Genomic DNA, 18,099 nt, shown 5'->3' with positions numbered 1-18,099 from the left:
GGATTATTTTAGCCTATAACTTTTAAGTGACTCAATGAAAACCACAGAATAGCCAAAAGTCAGCATCATGTGAAAAACCAACATCTCGTAAGTTTGGAAGTGAATCGACAATATTACCATTACCAAGAAAATTACAGCTAAAAGCCCTTCGATGTAGGTTGTGAAAGGAATTTTGATCTGATTGTAAATATTATTGGTCCAGGATTTTTGGCTTTTCTCCAGGTTGTATTTCGGAGTACGGATGAAAGGAGACCGTTTTCCTGTCAATCCTTCCCAAACTGCCTGTGCATTGTGCAGAGCAAGTCCCATCGATACAGCCAGAAAAAGTGGCAACTCCCAAAGAAATCTTCCGATTCCTTTCCATGAATAATCCACCAAACTCAAATTGGCAAAGAAGTAAACTAAAGCTATGATCACAAATCCCACAAAAAACACAGCTGCTGCCTGAAAATAACTTTCAGGAATATATCCCTGCTGGAAAGCCCACCAAATCGGAATACTGCTAAGGCTTACCAATAATACTGCGATGAAAATCACCGCATTGAGCAAATGGGCAGTGGCATGCAGTTTGGTTTTTAGCGGAAGCTTTTTGGAAAGTACATCTCCAAGATGCTTCACGGCACATTCGGCACCGCCTTTGGTCCATCTGAATTGTTGGGATTTGATCGCAGACATCACGGGAGGAAGTTCTGCAGGGGATTTGATATCAGGTCGGTAGATAAACTTCCATCCTTTTTGCTGAGCCCGGTAACTCAGGTCAAGGTCCTCCGTCAGGGTATCATCGTGCCAATTGCCGGCATCGAGGATACAGCTTTTCCTCCATATCCCTCCCGTCCCATTGAAATTGATAAATGCATGCTGCCCGTTTCTCCCCATCTGCTCCACCATAAAGTGTGCATCCAAAGCAAAAGCCTGCAAGCGGGTCAAAACAGAATATTCCTCATTCAAATGCGTCCATCTCGTCTGTACCATGCCCACTTTGTCATCCTGAAAATGCCCGATGGTCTTCATCAGAAAATCTGGATCAGGAACAAAATCGGCATCAAAAATCGCTATAAATTCACCTTCAGCCACTTCCATTCCCTCTCTCAAAGCACCTGCTTTGAATCCTTTTCGGTCTATCCGATGGATATATTTGAAATTTACCTCAGCATATTCTTTCAATTTCCTTTGGATTATTTCTGAAGTTTCGTCGGTACTGTCATCTAATATCTGAATCTCAAGTTTATCTTTTGGATAGCGGAATTTGGAAACTGAATCAATCAACCTTTCCACCACATACATTTCATTGTAGACAGGTAGCTGCACCGTCACTTTGGGTAAATCTTTGGCTGCGGGTTCCAATGATATATTAGGATTCTTTTTGAATCTAAAAAAATGATACAACAGATGTGCCTGGGCAAAACTGTAAAAAAGAATGAACAGCATTGCCAGAATGTATATTCCCAAAAAGAAATAAATGAAGATCATTAAGCTTTTACAGTGATGGAATTGTTTCCGATGATGATGGGCATTTCGTTGATTCTGCCCTCCTCATCGCCATTTTCAAGTTTTAACACTCCCCTTGGACAGACTGCCGAACATACACCACAGCCGACGCAGGAAGAACGGACAATGTTTTGGCCCCTTTGTGCATACCACCTCACATCAATGCCCATTTCGCAATAAGTGGAGCAATTTCCGCAGGAGATGCACTGACCGCCATTGGTAGTGATTCGGAACCGGGATTTGAAGCGCTGCACCAATCCAAGGTAAGCCGCCAATGGGCACCCAAATCTACACCAAACCCTGTTACCCATCAAGGGATAAAATCCTGTCCCGATGACTCCTGCAAAAGCCGAACCAATAGCAAAGCCATAAATACTGTGCAGCTGATCTGTTGCTTGACCTAAAAGTTCGAATCCCGAAAAGTAATTGGCAATCGTTAATCCCGTCATCAATACCGCGAAAACCAAAACACCGTGAATGAGATAGCGCTCGATTTTCCAGGCCTTGACTGATTTGTCAGAAAGCTGACGGTAAGGGTCACCCAAAGTCTCGGCTAATCCACCGCAGCCGCAAACCCATGAGCAATACCACCTTTTGCCATAAAAATAAGTGAATAAGGGAACCCCAACCACGATCAGAATGATCCCCCAAATCAACATGAACATTCCCAAAGCACCGGAACTGATCATACCATCTATCCTGTATTCATAGAAAAAGGAATAATCTAAAGGCCAAATATTTTTGAAGTCATGCCAAGGCATGTTCATCAACACCAAAATTTCCGGAAGCAAAAAGGCGAATGCCAATTGGAAAAACATGACTGATGTTGTTCTGATAGTCTGATAGGCATTGCCCCGGTATTTTCTAAACATCCTGATGCCCATCACTATGATGGCCAAAGTATAGATGAAGCCATATAAAAACCACTGACTTGCCGGATTACCGGAAAGCGCCATGCTGATCGGATCGACCATCAGGACGAGGTTGGTGATGTATTCGGGAAACCAATAAAGGACGATATAAAAAAGGATCAGCCAGGCGCCGGTTATCATTCCCAAAAGTCCCTTTGACTTCATCGAGGAAAAGAAAATCCCATCATTTTTGATCCCTTCTGTCTGACCTCGGTAAAGGGGAAGAATGTAAAGCAAGGCTCCAAAAACACCTATCAGAACGGTAATTCCCAAAAACAAAAAAGGGTTTTCCGAAACAGGTCCTGTAGCCGAAGCTTTGGTCAATGCAAAAGCATAATTGTCCCAAATCACCTTGTCCCATTCCTGATTTGCTTTTAAACCGTCATTATAGGTATTGAAATAACTTTTGAAATCACTTATAAAAGCAAAATTTGAAGAGTAGGTTTTTCCAAACATCGGTGAAAGAACTTCCACCATCTTATCGGTATGAATTTCTTTGACATTGGTTTCGACGGTTTCCTTTTCCAACTGATAAGTACCGAAAAAAGGGAGGAAAGTGAACAACACTAGTCCAAAGACAAAAATTACAAGTCCTATTTTTTGAATGGTTTTCATGCTCTTGACCCGATTAATTTTTGAATAAAAGACATTTTGTGGACCTTCAGGGATTTCCCCTTTTGCTTGTTGTATTGATCCAAGACAGCCTTGTGATGGGATTTGAAAAACTCCGGATTGAAGCTTGCTTTATTCAGGTGGGTCAGCACTTTTTCAAACATCCAACCTTCTGAGATGGCCTTGTCAAAATAATCATGCCGCAATCTCCAGCCAAAAGCGTTCACTCCTTTGATTTTCATATCTGATTTCCCATACAAAAACCGGATCGCAATTTTCCCTCCGTCATCTTCCCAATACAAACTTTCATATTCCTCAGTCCAAACAGGAGGTACAAAACCATAGGTTTGGTATTCAATGTCAAGAAATTTGGCGGAATTGAACCAAACACCCGGTTGGTAGGGAACAGGCTTGTCTGAAGTCAGGTTGAATGCAAGTGTTTCTCCGTGCATCCTTCCCGTATACCAAACCTGTTCGATATTTTTCCGGTCTGCGGCGGGTGTTTCTTGGAACTCTGCACAGTCACCGATGGCATAGACGTCGGGAATATTGGTTTTGAAAAACCTGTCCACGATGATGCCTCTGTTGGTTTGTATTGTTTTATTATTTTCAGAACTCTCCAAGGGTTTGGTTCGAAGGAATTCAATATTGGGACTGACTCCAACAGTCAATCCTACAAACTGACAATCAATTTTTTCTCCTGTTTTGGTAGTGATTGCCTTCACTTTTCCGGATGCATCTCCAATAATTTCTCCCAATTCTGTTTCCAGTCGCAGGTCAATATGGTGTTCCAAAATATGGCGGTTGATCATTTTGGATTCTTCCAAGGGGAGGATATTATCCCAAAAATTCTTTTCCCTTACCAGAAATGTCACCGGAATCTTTCTGCTGTTGAGCATTTCGGCCATCTCAATCCCGATTAATCCTCCACCCACAATGACCGCCTTGCTGATATCTTTGGTATTGGATTCCATAAGTTCCAAGTCCTGATACGAATACATCCCCTGCACGCCTTTCAGGTCTTGACCCGGCCAACCGAATTTATTTGGCTTAGAGCCCGTAGCCAAAACCAACACATCGTAAGTCATGGATTCTTTATTTGAAAAAATCAGAGCCTTCACCTCAAAATCGATTTTTTCTACCCAAGCTCTTTTTAGGTTGATCCTGTTCTTATTCCAAAACCAATCTTCGTAAGGTTTGGTATGCTCATATTTCATGTGACCCATGTAGATGTACATGAGCGCCGTTCGGGAAAAAAAATGATCCGTTTCCCCTGAAATGATCGTGATTTGGGCGGATTCATCTTTTTTTCGGATATGCCGGGCACAGGTGACACCGGAGATTCCGTTTCCGATGATGACAATATTTCTGTTTGCTTTACTCATTGAGGGACCAATCGTAGTCAAGGTATGAGACCTTGGCGTTTGGTTTGATTTTGATGGTGGAATATTGGTTAAGGTAATCAATTAAGCTTCCATTTTTTGTAAAGTCACCTTTGAACCATGAAAAAATTGATGAAATCTCAACCTTATCGGGGGTGATTTTATTCCTCTTGGTATCATTGACAAATGTTCTTGCCACCTTATCTAGCTGTTGGTCAATTTTCTCAGGAAAAAAAGCTTCATTCAACAAAGGCGGACAGGAGAAAGATGCACAGTTGATCGCAAAATGGATTCTTGGCTCTTCGAATTCCTTCCTCAGGATTTTGTGCTCGATCTCATCGAGAGAAGCTTCCTTCCCTCCTATTTTGAAAAATTTGATGTGCCAAACGGTATTGATCAAGGGGATTTTGACTTTGGGATGAAGGTCCTGAATGCTTTTGACAGGATAATTATCCACAATCAATTTGACCGTAAAAGCATTGTAAGCATTGATCCAATAGGCCAATTGCTCTTCTTTGGACCATTTCCCCCTGTCCGGCGCATTGTCGCTCAAGAGATCGAGGTACTTATCAAGCTTGGATTTGTCTTGGATAAATCCCTTGTAATTGACAATCCCATCTTTGCTGACATGCTTTTTGAGCAACTCATCAAATGCCTGATGGGAAGGCGCTTTGGAGTTGGCCTGACCGAGTTCGGAGGAACCACAGGAAAGGTTGAAGAGAAAAAGACCGATTATAAAGAGTAATTTCATTTTATCTGAATCAGGTTACAAATTATCCAATCCCGGAGATATACGGAACAGAAATGATTTTAGCTTAGCTATTCCTCATTTAAAGAAAATTAAATGGGAACAAAGTCAAATTTACACCTGGTTACAAACAACATTTGTCGGGAGAAAGACAACGGAAAAAATTGAATTCAGGATAATTTTCTTTTTTACTTTTTTGGGGCAAGATTTGGATAATCGGTAATGATTCCATCCACTCCCATTTCCAATAACCGCTCCATCTGTTCGGTGGTGTTGACAGTCCAAGGGATGATTTTCATTCCTTTTTGATGGAGTTGGTCTACCGTCTCTTTGGTCAAAGCAATAAAATAAGGCGAATAAATCTGTGGTTGAAATCCCAACTTAGCCAGCTGTTCGGTGGGTTTGGCTGCCGTCTCCACCAACATGGCCAAAGTCACCTTGGGATAAGCCTGATGCATGTATTGCAAAACCCTAAAGTCAAAGGATTGAATGGTAACCCTGCTCCAATCAAGTTTTCCGTCGAGTACTTTATGTACCATATCAGAGAATTCCTTTGGCGCAGGATGGTAACTCCCATCACCCTCGGGGCCGCTTTTGATCTCGATATTATAATTTGGCTTGGGTAAACCCATATCGGCCACGTATTTTTCGACGACATCGATCAGATCCGAGAGTTTGGGTTTGCTCACAAGGAACTTAACCTGCTTTGGGAATCCAGAATGGAATTTGGAACCACAGTCGTATTTCACGACCTCTGCAAAGTCCATCTGATAGATATTGTGAGACTTATCTCCTGCCGCAATCTCTTTTCCCTCGGGCGTCAGGCAAATCACAGGATTCATATAAGGTTCGTGGGAAACAATGACAATCCCGTCTTTCGTGACAGCCAAGTCCAATTCCAATGTGGTGGCGCCAAGATCCAAGGCTTTGATCATGGCAGGAATCGTATTCTCAGGCATCAATCCCCTTGCGCCACGGTGGCCTTGGAGGTCATAGGTAAATTGGGCGGAGGCAGACATTATCAAAAGGAAAAAAAAGAGTGTGGTAAAGATGGTTTTCATTGAGTCCTATTTTTGACCAATTTACTACAGAATTTAATTTTGATTAGGGTTTTGGGATTATTGTTTCGTTAAAAAAAGGGGATAAAAATCCAATGAAACAAAAAAGGCACCAAAGAAATCGATCTTTTGTGCCGCCTTGTTGTCCTGCTTCTCCAGAAGCTGGACCTAGTTGGCTTACTTCTGGAAAAACAAATCACAATTTTCGCAAGGTTTTTAACTTATTTGGAAAAGTAGCAAAAAAGTCAGAAAGAAGTTCTGCTTCTGGAGAAGCAGAATAACAAAACAAGCTGTCCTACTTCTGCTGGACTTGAAAATCAATACAATTCAACCTTCACCAAACCCTTTTTTCCTGAATAATCACGGGCTGAACTGAAAAGGTATTCCGTGGACTCTTCAACAATTAAATCCTCCACGGGATTGTTGTGAATGTAATGTAACTTCTGTTCAAAAAACCAACTTGACTCCACAGAAATCGCATGAAGTCCGTCCTTCCAGAATTTATAATTAGTTATGCGGTTTTGAGATTCTCCCCTTTTACTCAAAATTTCCAATATCCATTGAGATCTAGATTCAATGGATTCTTTTTCAAGACTTTCTAAGATCTTTTTCGCTGTAAATTTTTTAAAGTCATGAATGGTTTCTGATAACTTGAACGCCTCTTTTGATCTACAAAGCAAATGGAGATGGTTTGACATCAAACACCAAGCAAAAATCTCTAATCCTTTTCTCTCTACACAAAAATTAAGGCTATCTACCACTTCTAGTTTATAATCCTTTCGGGTAAAAATATCTAGCCATCCTTCAATAGTGAGGGTTAAAAAATAGACTGAATGTTGATCAGAAACTTGAAAGGGCTTCATAAAAATGACTACTTTAACGTAATATAGCTGTCCTGCTTCTCCAGAAGCTGGACTCAATCCCAAGGTAAAAAATAAATGGTGCTTTCGGAAAAGCAGCAGAACGAGTTTAACAGGAACTAGCTGTCCTGCTTCTTCAGAAGCAGGACCTAAATCAACAATAAATTGGAATGCTGCTTCTGGAGAAGCAGATTAACGTAAACCAGCTGTCCTGCTTCTTCAGAAGCATGACCTAAATCCAATGTAAAAAATAAATGCTGCTTTCGGAAAAGCAGCATGACAAACTATAGAATTCTGCTTCTGGAGAAGCAGAATAACAGGTCGAATTAAATCACATCCCCATACAAATCAAATTCAGTGGCGTCGTTGACACGGACATTGACAAAATCACCCACCCTGCAATAATGCTTGGAGGCATCGATCAGGACTTCATTGTCCACCTCGATGGAGTCAAATTCTGTCCTCCCGACAAAGTATCCGTTTTCTTTTTTGTCTACCAACACTTTATACTCTTTCCCGATTTTGGCCTGATTGAGGTCAAATGAAATCTGCTCCTGTATCTCCATCAGGTGGTTTGCCCTTGCCTGCTTCACTTCCTGTGGAATGATATCCTCCATCGTGTGGGCGTGGGTATTTTCTTCATGGGAATAGGTAAATACGCCCAAACGCTCAAATTTCATCCTTTCGACAAAATCCACCATTTCCTGAAACTCGGCTTCGCCCTCTCCAGGATGCCCGGCAATCAAGGTTGTCCTGATCGCAATTTCCGGGATGATGTCTCGGATTGAATGGATCAATTCCTCCTGCTTTTCCCGGGTTGTGCCCCGTCTCATGGTCTTCAATACTAATGTAGAACCATGCTGAAGCGGGATGTCAAGGTAATTACAGATATTGGATCGCTCCTTCATCACTTCGATCACATCCATAGGGAATCCCGTAGGATAGGCATAATGCAGCCTGATCCATTCGATTCCTTCCACATCAGAAAGGTTTCTGAGCAGGTCTGCAAGGTTTCTCTTTTTATATAAATCCAAACCGTAATAGGTCGAATCCTGTGCAATCAGCAACAATTCTTTGGTTCCGTTGGCGGCTTTGTGTTGGGCTTCTTTCACCAATTCCTCGATAGGTCTTGAAATATGGCCTCCACGCATCAGCGGAATGGCACAAAATGAACAAGGTCTGTCGCAGCCCTCGGAAATTTTCATGTAAGCATAATGGGCATTGTGCGTCAGCAACCTCTCCCCTACAAGTTCATGCTTATAATCGGCTTTGAATTTTTTGAGCAATGCAGGAAGGTCTCTCGTCCCGAAATAGGCATCCACCTGTGGAATTTCCTTTTCGAGGTCGTCCTTGTACCGCTGAGAGAGGCAACCGGTTACATAAACCTTGTCCACCAATCCCTTTTCTTTGGCATCCACATATTGTAGAATCGTATCAATGGATTCCTGCTTGGCATTGTCTATAAAGCCACAGGTATTGATGATGACGATGTTGTTGTCCTGATTTTCGGATTCGTGGAATGCAATGATCCCGTTTCCTCTCAATTGTGTCAATAGCACCTCTGAATCAACCAGATTCTTGGAGCATCCCATGGTGATGATATTGACTTTGTCTTTTTTTAATGTTCTCGCTTTCACGCTTTTCCTACTTTGGCTGCAAAGGTAGGGGAAAAAGGGAGGATTGAAAGATTGGAAAATTGGAAGATTGAAAAATTAAAAGGTTTTAAGGTTTTAATGTTAAAAGGTTGGGGGAAGGATTGGAAAATTCGAAAATTGAAAAATTGAAAGGTAATAAGGTTGAAAGGTTGGGAGAAGGTTGGGGAATTGAAAGATTTTAAATTATTGTTAAAAAATTTGGTGAATAAAATGATTTCAGATTACTTTGTATTTCAAAGTACTTTTACATGAAACTCACTATATCACTATAGCCCCTTACAACTTATGAAAGACATGAGATTAAAATTGATCCTATCAACAATCGTGGGATTATTACTCTTTCCGCTTGTAGCCATGCAATTTACCGATGAGGTTGATTGGGACCTTTTTGATTTTATTGTAATGGGGATTCTGCTTCTCATCACCGGATTGTCTATGGAAATAGTTCTGCGAACATTCAAAAATCTTCAAGGCAGGATTCTTGTTTGTGGAGGAATTCTTTTGGTTTTCTTCCTAGTTTGGGCAGAATTAGCTGTTGGCATTTTCGGATCTCCGTGGGCAGGTTCTTGATCCAAAAAAGTGTTGAAAAGATTGGAAAATTGGAAAATTGATAAATTAGATTGCTGGAAGGTTGGAAGGTTCTCCCTTTTTATTTCAACTGTATTTCCACTCTATTTAAGCCCTATTTCCACTTTATTTCTTTGTCATTATTAATTCATCATTCTTAATTCTGAATTTCCCAAGTCTTATTTCAATACCCCGTAATTTCTTTCAATAACTTAAAAAATCCCTTTTTCCGCTCTGAATTGGTTCCCCAATCAACCGGTACACTCTGATATCCCTGTTCAAAGCCCTCATCTTTCATGCGATAATCAAACAGCCCCCAAGATGCGTAGGCTGAGACGGCAGCTTTGAAGTTATTCCGATCTTTGTCAAAATCAAAATGATCGTCTTCGTTAAAAATTATTGGCATTTTTTGATATCCTTCCACTTCTTTGGTCTGTTTAACCATTTCAACAATCCTATCCGGGCTGCTTACCCCATTGCCATGGAGCAATATAAAATCAGAGACTTTGACCACATTGGTTTTGGGAATCACTCCTCCTCCATAACTTGTACTCACATAAAACCTGAACCCATTTTTTTCTATATTCTTAGCCAATGCTATCAATTCATGAACTCTTTCAGGCTTTAAAATATCGTGGTCATAAGCATGGACATCACATTCATTGTTTATTTCTATCAACACATTCCTGTATCCACCATCCTGTAACCAATCTGTCGCGTTTTGCACTGCCGCAATAACAGCCTGTTCGTCCTGTAATCTTTCATCCTGACCAAAATAAAAATATCCGACTATCGGAACCATCCCCAGTTCGTCCGCTTTGTCTAGGATTCTTTTTAACCGTTCCATATAGTCGTTCCTCAATTCGCCCTTTTCGGTAAATGCCGAATTATACCACGGTTGGCTTTGGGAATATCCAAACGGGCTTCCACCCTGTAAATTGATGGTGAAAGAAAGAAGTCCATGATTTCGCCATTCTTCCATATTGGCTATAAATTCATCGGTATTCCTTTCTGCATCCCATTTTCCCGAATCGGGGTATTCCCAATTGGATACAGTCTCTGGATTTAAATCATCAAAAATCCCCTGTACCATCCTGGAATTCATCAATAATCCTTCAATCTTTTGGCCGTTCCAAACTCTATTCTGATAAGTTGGCTTGCCATTGATATAAAATTGATCTCCCTTGATCTCGACTGTGGTTTTTCTTTCTTGCTGATCAAAATCATTGCTGAAAATCAAACTAAGGAGAATTATTAAAATTTTAGAAAGTGCCATTGGTTCCGATTATTTATACAAAGGTGTTCTTTAGCAAGTCCTTAAGTTAAAAGATTATGTGGCCAAAAAAATCATAATCGGCAATTTTGATTTGGAAGGCCATTGACGGGATCCCTTATGTTATTTAAATATTAATTTTTGAGGATTAATTTGGGTTTAAATTAAAGTATCCTTAACGGTTGATTTCCTTTTGGGGAAAGGTTTATTTCTACTTTTGAAGTCGTACAGCAAACGAAAATTTTTTCATTAACCTTGCATTACTTTTAGGCGTCGATGTGAATCGACGCCTTTGCTGTTTTTAGGGGGAATTGAAAAATTTCAAAATTGGAAAATTGAAAGATTAGGGGTTGTAAGGTTTCAAGGTTGAAAAGTTTTAAAGTTGAGTCCAAGTGGAGGAGTCAGCCTAAACCCACGATAAAATTTTGATCCGAGCACCAACTTATTACTTCAAACTTACATCCCGACTTCCCTACTTCCTACCTTCCAACTTCCCTACTTCCTACCTTCCAACTTCCCAACTTCCTACTTCCTACTTCCCGACTTCCCACCTTCCCACCTTCCCGACTTCCCAACTTCCTTACCTCCATCCCTCCTCAACTTCCTATACTCACTCGGTGTCATGCCCGTGATTTTTTTGAATTGGGAAGAAAGGTGCTGCACGGAACTATAATCCAGTTTATACGCCATTTCACTCAAGGTGAGCTCTTCATAAAAAAGCCACTCCTTTACTTTTTCGATTTTGAGGCTGATAAAATATTTTTCAATCGTAATTCCTTCCATGCTGCTAAAAAGGTGACTCAGCATGCTGTAATCTTCCGGGATATGGGAATTGATATATGTGGAAATAATTAAACCCGAAGGTATTTCCTCCTTTTGAAACAACAGGGTAAACAGGTTCTTGATCTTTTCTATGCGCTGCACATCCCTGTCTTTCAAGATTTCAAAGCCGAGTTTTTCAATTTCGGTTTCAAAGATCCCGTAGGCAACTTCATCCATTTGGGTATTTAACCTCACTTTCCCAAGTTCCACCCTTTCAAATCCAATTTTTTGTTTGTTCAGGACATTTTCAACAGCCATGATACAGCGTGGACAAACCATATTTTTGATCAGGATATCTACCATAAATATTTCCTCCTTTGCTTATTGAATGAAAGATTTGGATTTAAGTAAACATAACCCAATTTGGTACAAGATAAGTTCTGTCCAAACCTTGGGGAGAAAGCTAAATTCAACTAATTTGGCATCAAATTAAATAGATATACGCTTCTTTGCCAGTTACCTAATAATCTACTTCAGTCGGGACGGAAGACCGAAGTCGGAAGACCGATGTTCCGGACATTTCAGTGTCCAACATTAAATTATTTTGGATTAACGCTTTCACTGGCATCATTGCGTCAATACATATTAAATCATAAACCCCATGCCAATTCCAAGCACCGAAGCGCAAGCAATGATTTTTGATAGAAAAGAGTATTCTGACAAGACTTTATTGGATCTATATGAGTCCCTGTTGATGCCTAGAAGGATTGAAGAAAAAATGCTCATCCTCCTCCGTCAGGGAAAAATCTCCAAGTGGTTTAGCGGTTGGGGACAAGAAGCCATCTCCATCGGCGCAGTCAATGCCCTGCAGGAAGATGAATACATCCTTCCGATGCACCGAAATCTTGGAATCTTTACCGGTAGAAATCTTCCTTTGGAAAAACTTTTTGCACAGTTTCAGGGTAAAAAATCGGGCTATACCAAAGGCAGAGACCGTTCCTTTCACTTTGGCACCAACGAACACCATATCGTCGGGATGATTTCCCACCTCGGTCCACAGATGGCCATTGCGGACGGCATCGGTTTGGCCCATAAACTTTCAAAAGAAAACAAAGTCACCTTGGTTTTTACCGGTGATGGGGCAAGTTCAGAAGGTGATTTTCACGAAGGTCTCAATGTGGCCGCAGTATGGAAACTCCCGGTAATCTTTGTCGTAGAGCACAACGGGTACGGACTTTCCACCCCAAGTGAAGAGCAGTTTGCTTTCAAATATTTTACTGAAAAAGGACCAGGGTACGGTATGGAGGCTGTTCGGGTGGACGGAAACAATGTTTTGGCAGTCTATGATACTGTCAAAAAATTAGCGGAAGATATCAGGCAAAACCCAAGACCGATTCTCTTGGAAGCAATTACCTTCCGGATGCGTGGACATGAAGAAGCTTCAGGAACCAAGTACGTTCCCAAGGACCTCATGGAAACATGGGCGCTCAAAGACCCTGTGGACAATTACGAGAGGTATTTGGAGGAATCAGGAGTATTGAGTTCGGAAGCCAAAGAAAAAATCAATAAAAAAATCAAAGCTGCGATCAATAAAGGATTGGATATTGCCTTTGCCGAAGAAGCAGTTAGCGCAGATACTGAAGAGGAAATGGCGGATATCTACGCGCCATTTCAGCAAGAAGTAATCACTCCAAAATCAGATCAGAAAACAGAAAAGCGCTTCTTGGATGCAATCGCCGACGGCCTCCGCCAATCCATGGAAAAGTATCCAAACCTCATCCTCATGGGTCAGGACATCGGAACTTATGGTGGGGCATTTAAGATTACGGATGGTTTCAAAGACAGATTCGGCGCTGACCGAGTTCGCAATACCCCACTCTGCGAAAGCGCCATCATCGGCGCTGCCTTGGGTTTATCCATCAAAGGTTATAAGTCAATGGTGGAAATGCAGTTTGCGGATTTTGTGTCCGTGGGATTCAACCAAATAGTAAACAACTTGGCTAAAATCCATTACAGATGGGGACAAAATGCCGATGTTGTCGTCCGCATGCCTACTGGTGCCGGAGTCGCCGCAGGACCTTTCCATTCCCAATCCAACGAGGCTTGGTTTTTCCACACTCCCGGACTGAAAATCGTCTATCCCTCCAACCCTTATGATGCCAAGGGATTGCTGAATGCGGCTTTTGAAGACCCAAATCCCTACATGTACTTTGAGCATAAGGCGCTTTACCGCTCCATTTCGGAAGCCATTCCTGATGATTATTATACAGTCCAAGTTGGCAAAGCCAACTTGGTACAGGATGGGGAGACGCTCAGTATTATCACCTACGGCATGGGTGTTCATTGGGCAAAAACAGCGGTGAAAGAATTGGGTGTTTCGGCAGACATTTTGGATTTGCGGACTTTACTCCCTTGGGACAAAGAGGCGGTTGAAAAAACGGTCAAGAAAACCGGGAAAGTGATTTTCCTTCAGGAAGATTGCCTCACAGGAGGAATAGGTTCGGAGATAGTGGCTTGGATTTCGGAAAACTGCTTTGAATCACTTGATTCCCCTGTGATGCGGGAAGGAAGTTTGGATACACCGGTTCCTTTTGCACCAAGTCTGGAAAAGAATTTCCTTCCTGTGGAGAGGTTTAAGGAAAAATTGAGGAAGTTGATGGAGTACTAGGGTGATTGGAAAATTGGAAAATTGTAAAATTGTAAAATTAAAAGATTAGAAGGTTTTAAGGTTTTAATGTTATAAAGTTTCAAAGTCATTCCTTTTCTGAAAGTTTTTTTTTTAAAATGTCTGAAACTCAGATTGACGATCAAAACGACCATTCATACAGCTTTCATCAAAATCAATTTCACCAAGTTTTTCATTAAATTAGAATGATGAAAACCGAAGAAACCGAAAACAAAGTCAGCGAACCCTATACAGAATATGGCAAGTATTCCTATGCGGATTACCTGACTTGGCAAATGGATGAAATGGTGGAAATCATCAAAGGAAAAGTTTTTAAGTCTGCGGCGGCGGCCCCTAGGAGAATTCATCAAAAAGTTTCACTGATAATTTCTAATAAAATCTTCAATTTTCTCGAGAATAAATCCTGTGAAGTATATACTGCACCATTTGATGTAAGGCTTCCAATTAAGTCAAAGAAAAACGAAGATATTTTTACTGTAGTTCAGCCAGATATCTGCGTGGTCTGCGACCGCAGCAAATTGGATGATGCAGGCTGTATCGGTGCGCCGGACTTGATTATCGAGATCCTTTCCCCCGGTTCCAACCGCAAAGAACTCAAGTACAAATATGAAGTCTATGAAGAAAGCGGCGTGAAGGAATATTGGGTGATCCAACCCACTGAACAGACGCTTTTGATTTATACCCTGACTACAGGAAAATACGTCCCCTCCAGACTTTTTTCACCCGGAGATATTGTAAGTTCAGCTTGTATTGAAGGATTCAGTTTGGATTTGGAAGAGGTTTTCCAAGACTTGGATTGAAACAAATTTCTAAAACTGCATTAGGTTCTTTCCGTATTAATTCCAAAAATACTCTAATGACTCGGATAATCTTTCTAGCTATCTTCCTTTTGTCTGCATCTGTTTCCCATGCCCAATATTTCTCAACAGGTTTTCAGGCCAATCTTGGTGTACCTGTGGGTGATTTGAGGGAAATAATGGATGGATCTGTTTTTCCTGAATATACCATATCTTTTTATTACCGGTTTCCCATGAAGCCCATTGAGGTGGGATTTGGACTTGGATACGGAAAGCATGGCACAGAACTCGAAAAAAGAACCGACCTATATCCGGGATTTACCGACGAACTGAGACTGAGACGAAACAATAATCTGATGACTTTTATGGGGATCTTCAGGTATAATTTTGAAAGTGAAAAGCGGATCATCCCATTTTTGGAAGCGCAGGTTGGCGCCAATTATTTCTATACCCGATATAAAATCCGAGAGTTTCAGTTTGAAGAACCGATAGAAGAAGGGATGGATTTCAGTGATTGGGTGTTGGGTTACCGCTTTGGAGGTGGGTTCAAAGTCCCCTTCAAAAACAGGGAAATGGGGCATTTCGAATTCAAAGTCCTGTACCACGACAGTGGGCCGGTGGATTTTCTCAGAAAACAGGATACAGAATATCGTCCCGATCAGGGCGAGGGGGAGTTTGTCTATACACCGCAGAGGTCAGCCATTACCATGATACAACCCGGAATCGGATTTATTTTTACGATTGGCAACTGAAAATGCAATGGCACAGGATTTGTTTCGTTAAAATAGAATCTAAACCAACTGTATATATATCCTAAAAAACCGACGGGAAACTGCCGGTTTTTTTTATTCCTTGATTTTCACTTTGTAAAAAACATTGTAATCCCGCTCTTCCTCCGGATTGGCATTGTCATTGACATAAAGGATTCCTTTTCGATCCAAAAATTCCAATCCCCCATGAACAGGTAACTCATCAATAATCCCGATCTGCTTTCCGTCTTTGACCACAATATGGTAGTATTTCATATACTTTTTCATCGCTTCTTTAAACTCCGGCAATTGGTAATATTCTTCCGACTTGGCACGGAGTTCGGTCATAACAGATAGTGGAACTTTGGTACTAAAGGAAGCAATCAGGTAATCTCCCGCAAAAAGGACATTGGTAAATTTGGGATACTCTGAGTCGGGATTTTCTGCATCAATGTCAAAGAGGGGTGCTGATTCAGGTCGGAGAGGGTGGGAAAGTTTGATATCCTGAGTCATTACCGGTTTGTCTTCCCGAAATTCATAAATGAACACCTGATTGCCAACCAAAGGTAGCAAGGCGAATTTCTTCTTGGAATCATGAAGTGCGACAAAAGGCAGATCAGGTCCTACAAAACGTTTGTTCAGCCTAGGTTCCCAAGATTCAGGAAAAGATTCCAGGATTTCATTTTCCTCAGTCCCAAGGTTGTAACGATAAATGCTGCTAATTTTAGAATAATAATCCGTCCCTAAGGTTTTGTAATCCGACTCCTCATTGGAGAAAAAATTCTGTTCCTCCCCAAGCATCATGTCCTGACCGTTTTCGACATAGGGATGGAAAGTCGTCCGGTTGCGGTAGATGCTAATCCGCCAAAGTTCCTTGGCATTGTTGGCGATTTTTCGGATCTGATTCCCTTGTAGGTCGTAAATAAAATAACCCGTAAATGCACCCTGCGCCACAAACCTGTCTTTGTCCAAGAATTTATAACCAAAAGCACCATTTCCTCCTGTGCCGTTTGGTCCTTCCCCTTTCAGGTCGAACTTATTGAGAATTTCGCCTTTTTCGTTGACCAAAAACGGATTTTGGGATTTGGAATCAAACAGGATATACAATCCTGCCTCCGGTGAATAATCCTGAAGACGGAGCGGAACAAGTTCATCTACCATCAGAGAATCCACCACTTCCAATTCCAGTTGCTTGAGAGGATCATCTGCCACAGTTTCATCGTTTGGATTGCAATAAGAAAAGACGAGAAGTGAAAAAAGGAATAAAATAGAATTGGATTTGAGATTCATAATATGGCCAGGATTTGGTATGTTGAGAAATTTGGACTTAATATTTGTTAGTGATTGGAGGGAGGGTTTATATGACACTTCTTATAAATTTTTCGAAAAGGAGCGCATTTTACGGTAAAAACCCTTGCTCATTTCTGTAAAAAAATCACAACTACATTAGTCCCTCAATTCTTTGGAAATGTTTTTTATTCAGGGTAGCTAGCGGAATCCGGTGATTTTTTGCGGTAGCTCCTATTAACAAATCAGCCAAGTCTATCAATTTATTTTGCTTTTTTAAAGAAGCATAGACCTCAATTGCCACATCCGATCAATTTTGATCAAAGGGCAAAATAATTAGTTTACCATATAAGTCATTCCAAAATTCTGAGCTAGAAGATTTGTTTCCAATACCAATCTCATATTGGGTAATCGTAGAAATCGCAAGGTCATTTTCTTCGGACAACAATTCGAAAAAGTAGGATTTAGATTTGTCTTTTTTCCTAAATAGGTCAATCAATACCGAGGAATCCAAAAGTATCATGCTATCCTAGAGAGGTTAATATGCTTTCTAGCACTTTCATAAGCCTCTATTTGCTCCTCTGACCAGGTTGGAGCCTGAAGCAATAGCTTTTGAAAATCATCTTTAGATAGTGACTTTTTCTTATTCTGACTTACCGATTGGAACAGTTTCGTTTTCATATCTTCAGGAGGTTGGTTAACAATTTCAACCAATTGCTCAAATTTAATATCCATTGTCAACTCCATTTCTCCTAGATTAATATAAGAATACCCAATTTAACCATTAAACCCTTGTTTTCAAAATACTCCAATCCAAGATCTAGGAAACTCTAGGCCCTCCGGGTTATCTGGGTTAGTAGAAAGAATTATTCAAACCTTGCTTAACTATGAAATGGCAAAATTCTCTAGGATTTCTGAAAAAATTCCGCCCTTTCAGGGCTTTATCGGAATTCCCAATTCATTTGATGGATGGGCTACACCCATCCCTATGATATCTCGCCCCGTCGGGGCTGAGGCTTTTTAGGAGAATTTTGGCCATTAATCCTACAGTTATTCACAGCCCTGAAAGGGCAAAATATCTCAACGATGGGTGCAGCCCATCGTATCCTAAAAATCCAGAATAACACAAGCTTTGAAATGAAAAAATTCCTGAATATTCATGAAAAAATTCCGCCCTTTCAGGGCTTTCCTGTTTTGTGCGATGGGACACCCAAGCTAATTTTTCATGATAGCTGATATTAGTTCCTGTTGTTCCTGAGTTGGT

The 18,099-nt window shown here is 41.0% G+C and carries 18 protein-coding genes; 5 read left to right on the top strand and 13 right to left on the bottom strand.

Annotated elements, in window-relative coordinates:
* Positions 1 to 3: 3 nt before the first annotated feature.
* The 5 genes from MMU05_RS21150 to MMU05_RS21130 form a co-directional block, all read right to left on the bottom strand.
* The gene (locus MMU05_RS21150) at positions 4 to 1,470 is read right to left on the bottom strand and encodes a cellulose synthase family protein (RefSeq protein WP_241143649.1); all 1,467 of its coding nucleotides are present in this window, start codon (positions 1,468 to 1,470) and stop codon (positions 4 to 6) included.
* Positions 1,470 to 3,014, bottom strand: coding sequence for a 4Fe-4S binding protein (locus MMU05_RS21145; RefSeq protein WP_241143648.1), 1,545 nt, complete (start codon positions 3,012 to 3,014; stop codon positions 1,470 to 1,472). Before MMU05_RS21145 ends, MMU05_RS21150 begins: the two co-directional genes overlap by 1 nt.
* On the bottom strand, positions 3,011 to 4,396 hold the full coding sequence (locus MMU05_RS21140) for an NAD(P)/FAD-dependent oxidoreductase (RefSeq protein ID WP_241143647.1): 1,386 nt from the start codon (positions 4,394 to 4,396) through the stop codon (positions 3,011 to 3,013). Before MMU05_RS21140 ends, MMU05_RS21145 begins: the two co-directional genes overlap by 4 nt.
* Positions 4,389 to 5,144, bottom strand: coding sequence for a DUF547 domain-containing protein (locus MMU05_RS21135; RefSeq protein WP_241143646.1), 756 nt, complete (start codon positions 5,142 to 5,144; stop codon positions 4,389 to 4,391). The genes MMU05_RS21140 and MMU05_RS21135 overlap by 8 nt, the downstream gene beginning before the upstream one ends.
* 185 nt (positions 5,145 to 5,329) lie before the next feature.
* Positions 5,330 to 6,202: a glycerophosphodiester phosphodiesterase gene (locus MMU05_RS21130; protein WP_241143645.1), complete on the bottom strand. Its 873-nt coding sequence runs from the start codon at positions 6,200 to 6,202 to the stop codon at positions 5,330 to 5,332.
* A 92-nt stretch (positions 6,203 to 6,294) separates the two neighbouring features.
* Between MMU05_RS21130 and MMU05_RS21125 the strand changes: the two genes are divergently transcribed.
* Positions 6,295 to 6,480, top strand: a complete 186-nt coding sequence (locus tag MMU05_RS21125) for a hypothetical protein (protein ID WP_241143644.1) — start codon at positions 6,295 to 6,297, stop codon at positions 6,478 to 6,480.
* Positions 6,481 to 6,516: 36 nt separating this feature from the next.
* Here the strand turns inward: MMU05_RS21125 and MMU05_RS21120 are convergent, their stop codons facing one another.
* Together MMU05_RS21120 and rimO are read right to left on the bottom strand one after the other, a co-directional pair.
* Positions 6,517 to 7,062, bottom strand: coding sequence for an REP-associated tyrosine transposase (locus MMU05_RS21120; protein ID WP_241143643.1), 546 nt, complete (start codon positions 7,060 to 7,062; stop codon positions 6,517 to 6,519).
* Positions 7,063 to 7,385: 323 nt separating this feature from the next.
* Positions 7,386 to 8,696: a 30S ribosomal protein S12 methylthiotransferase RimO gene (gene rimO / locus MMU05_RS21115; protein WP_241143642.1), complete on the bottom strand. Its 1,311-nt coding sequence runs from the start codon at positions 8,694 to 8,696 to the stop codon at positions 7,386 to 7,388.
* 303 nt (positions 8,697 to 8,999) lie between these two features.
* Between rimO and MMU05_RS21110 the strand changes: the two genes are divergently transcribed.
* Positions 9,000 to 9,284, top strand: coding sequence for a hypothetical protein (locus tag MMU05_RS21110; protein ID WP_241143641.1), 285 nt, complete (start codon positions 9,000 to 9,002; stop codon positions 9,282 to 9,284).
* Between the two features lie 181 nt (positions 9,285 to 9,465).
* Here MMU05_RS21110 and MMU05_RS21105 read toward each other — a convergent pair whose 3' ends face one another.
* Both MMU05_RS21105 and MMU05_RS21100 read right to left on the bottom strand, forming a co-directional pair.
* The gene (locus tag MMU05_RS21105; protein WP_241143640.1) at positions 9,466 to 10,557 is read right to left on the bottom strand and encodes a hypothetical protein; all 1,092 of its coding nucleotides are present in this window, start codon (positions 10,555 to 10,557) and stop codon (positions 9,466 to 9,468) included.
* Positions 10,558 to 11,079: 522 nt separating this feature from the next.
* Positions 11,080 to 11,679 carry a helix-turn-helix domain-containing protein gene (locus MMU05_RS21100; RefSeq protein WP_241143639.1) on the bottom strand — a complete coding sequence of 200 codons (600 nt, stop codon included), beginning with the start codon at positions 11,677 to 11,679 and terminating at the stop codon, positions 11,080 to 11,082.
* Positions 11,680 to 11,977: 298 nt separating this feature from the next.
* On the opposite strand from MMU05_RS21100, the gene MMU05_RS21095 reads away from it, so the two are divergent.
* The 3 genes from MMU05_RS21095 to MMU05_RS21085 all read left to right on the top strand — a co-directional run bounded on the left by MMU05_RS21095 (position 11,978) and on the right by MMU05_RS21085 (position 15,551).
* Complete coding sequence (locus MMU05_RS21095) at positions 11,978 to 13,984, top strand: alpha-ketoacid dehydrogenase subunit alpha/beta (RefSeq protein WP_241143638.1); 2,007 nt, start codon at positions 11,978 to 11,980, stop codon at positions 13,982 to 13,984.
* A gap of 206 nt (positions 13,985 to 14,190) precedes the next feature.
* A complete protein-coding gene (locus tag MMU05_RS21090) occupies positions 14,191 to 14,802 on the top strand; it encodes a Uma2 family endonuclease (RefSeq protein WP_241143666.1) in 612 nt (203 codons plus the stop codon).
* A 56-nt stretch (positions 14,803 to 14,858) separates the two neighbouring features.
* Entirely contained in the window at positions 14,859 to 15,551 is a 693-nt protein-coding gene (locus MMU05_RS21085; protein WP_241143637.1) for a hypothetical protein, read from the top strand.
* Between the two features lie 93 nt (positions 15,552 to 15,644).
* On the opposite strand, the gene MMU05_RS21080 is transcribed toward MMU05_RS21085, so the two are convergent.
* The 4 genes from MMU05_RS21080 to MMU05_RS21070 all read right to left on the bottom strand — a co-directional run.
* On the bottom strand, positions 15,645 to 16,838 hold the full coding sequence (locus MMU05_RS21080) for a DUF4221 family protein (RefSeq protein ID WP_241143636.1): 1,194 nt from the start codon (positions 16,836 to 16,838) through the stop codon (positions 15,645 to 15,647).
* 151 nt (positions 16,839 to 16,989) lie between these two features.
* On the bottom strand, positions 16,990 to 17,139 hold the full coding sequence (locus MMU05_RS23190; RefSeq protein ID WP_418884486.1) for a type II toxin-antitoxin system VapC family toxin: 150 nt from the start codon (positions 17,137 to 17,139) through the stop codon (positions 16,990 to 16,992).
* A 215-nt stretch (positions 17,140 to 17,354) separates the two neighbouring features.
* A complete protein-coding gene (locus MMU05_RS21075; protein ID WP_241143635.1) occupies positions 17,355 to 17,516 on the bottom strand; it encodes a hypothetical protein in 162 nt (53 codons plus the stop codon).
* A gap of 373 nt (positions 17,517 to 17,889) precedes the next feature.
* Positions 17,890 to 18,099, bottom strand: a 210-nt coding sequence (locus MMU05_RS21070; protein ID WP_241143634.1) for a hypothetical protein, incomplete at its 5' end; no start/stop codon positions are given.

The organism is Cognataquiflexum rubidum (assembly GCF_022538115.1).
Lineage (GTDB): Bacteria > Bacteroidota > Bacteroidia > Cytophagales > Cyclobacteriaceae > Cognataquiflexum > Cognataquiflexum rubidum.
The sequence above is the reverse complement of the archived record's forward strand: the minus strand, read 5'-3'. Positions and strand labels throughout refer to the sequence as shown.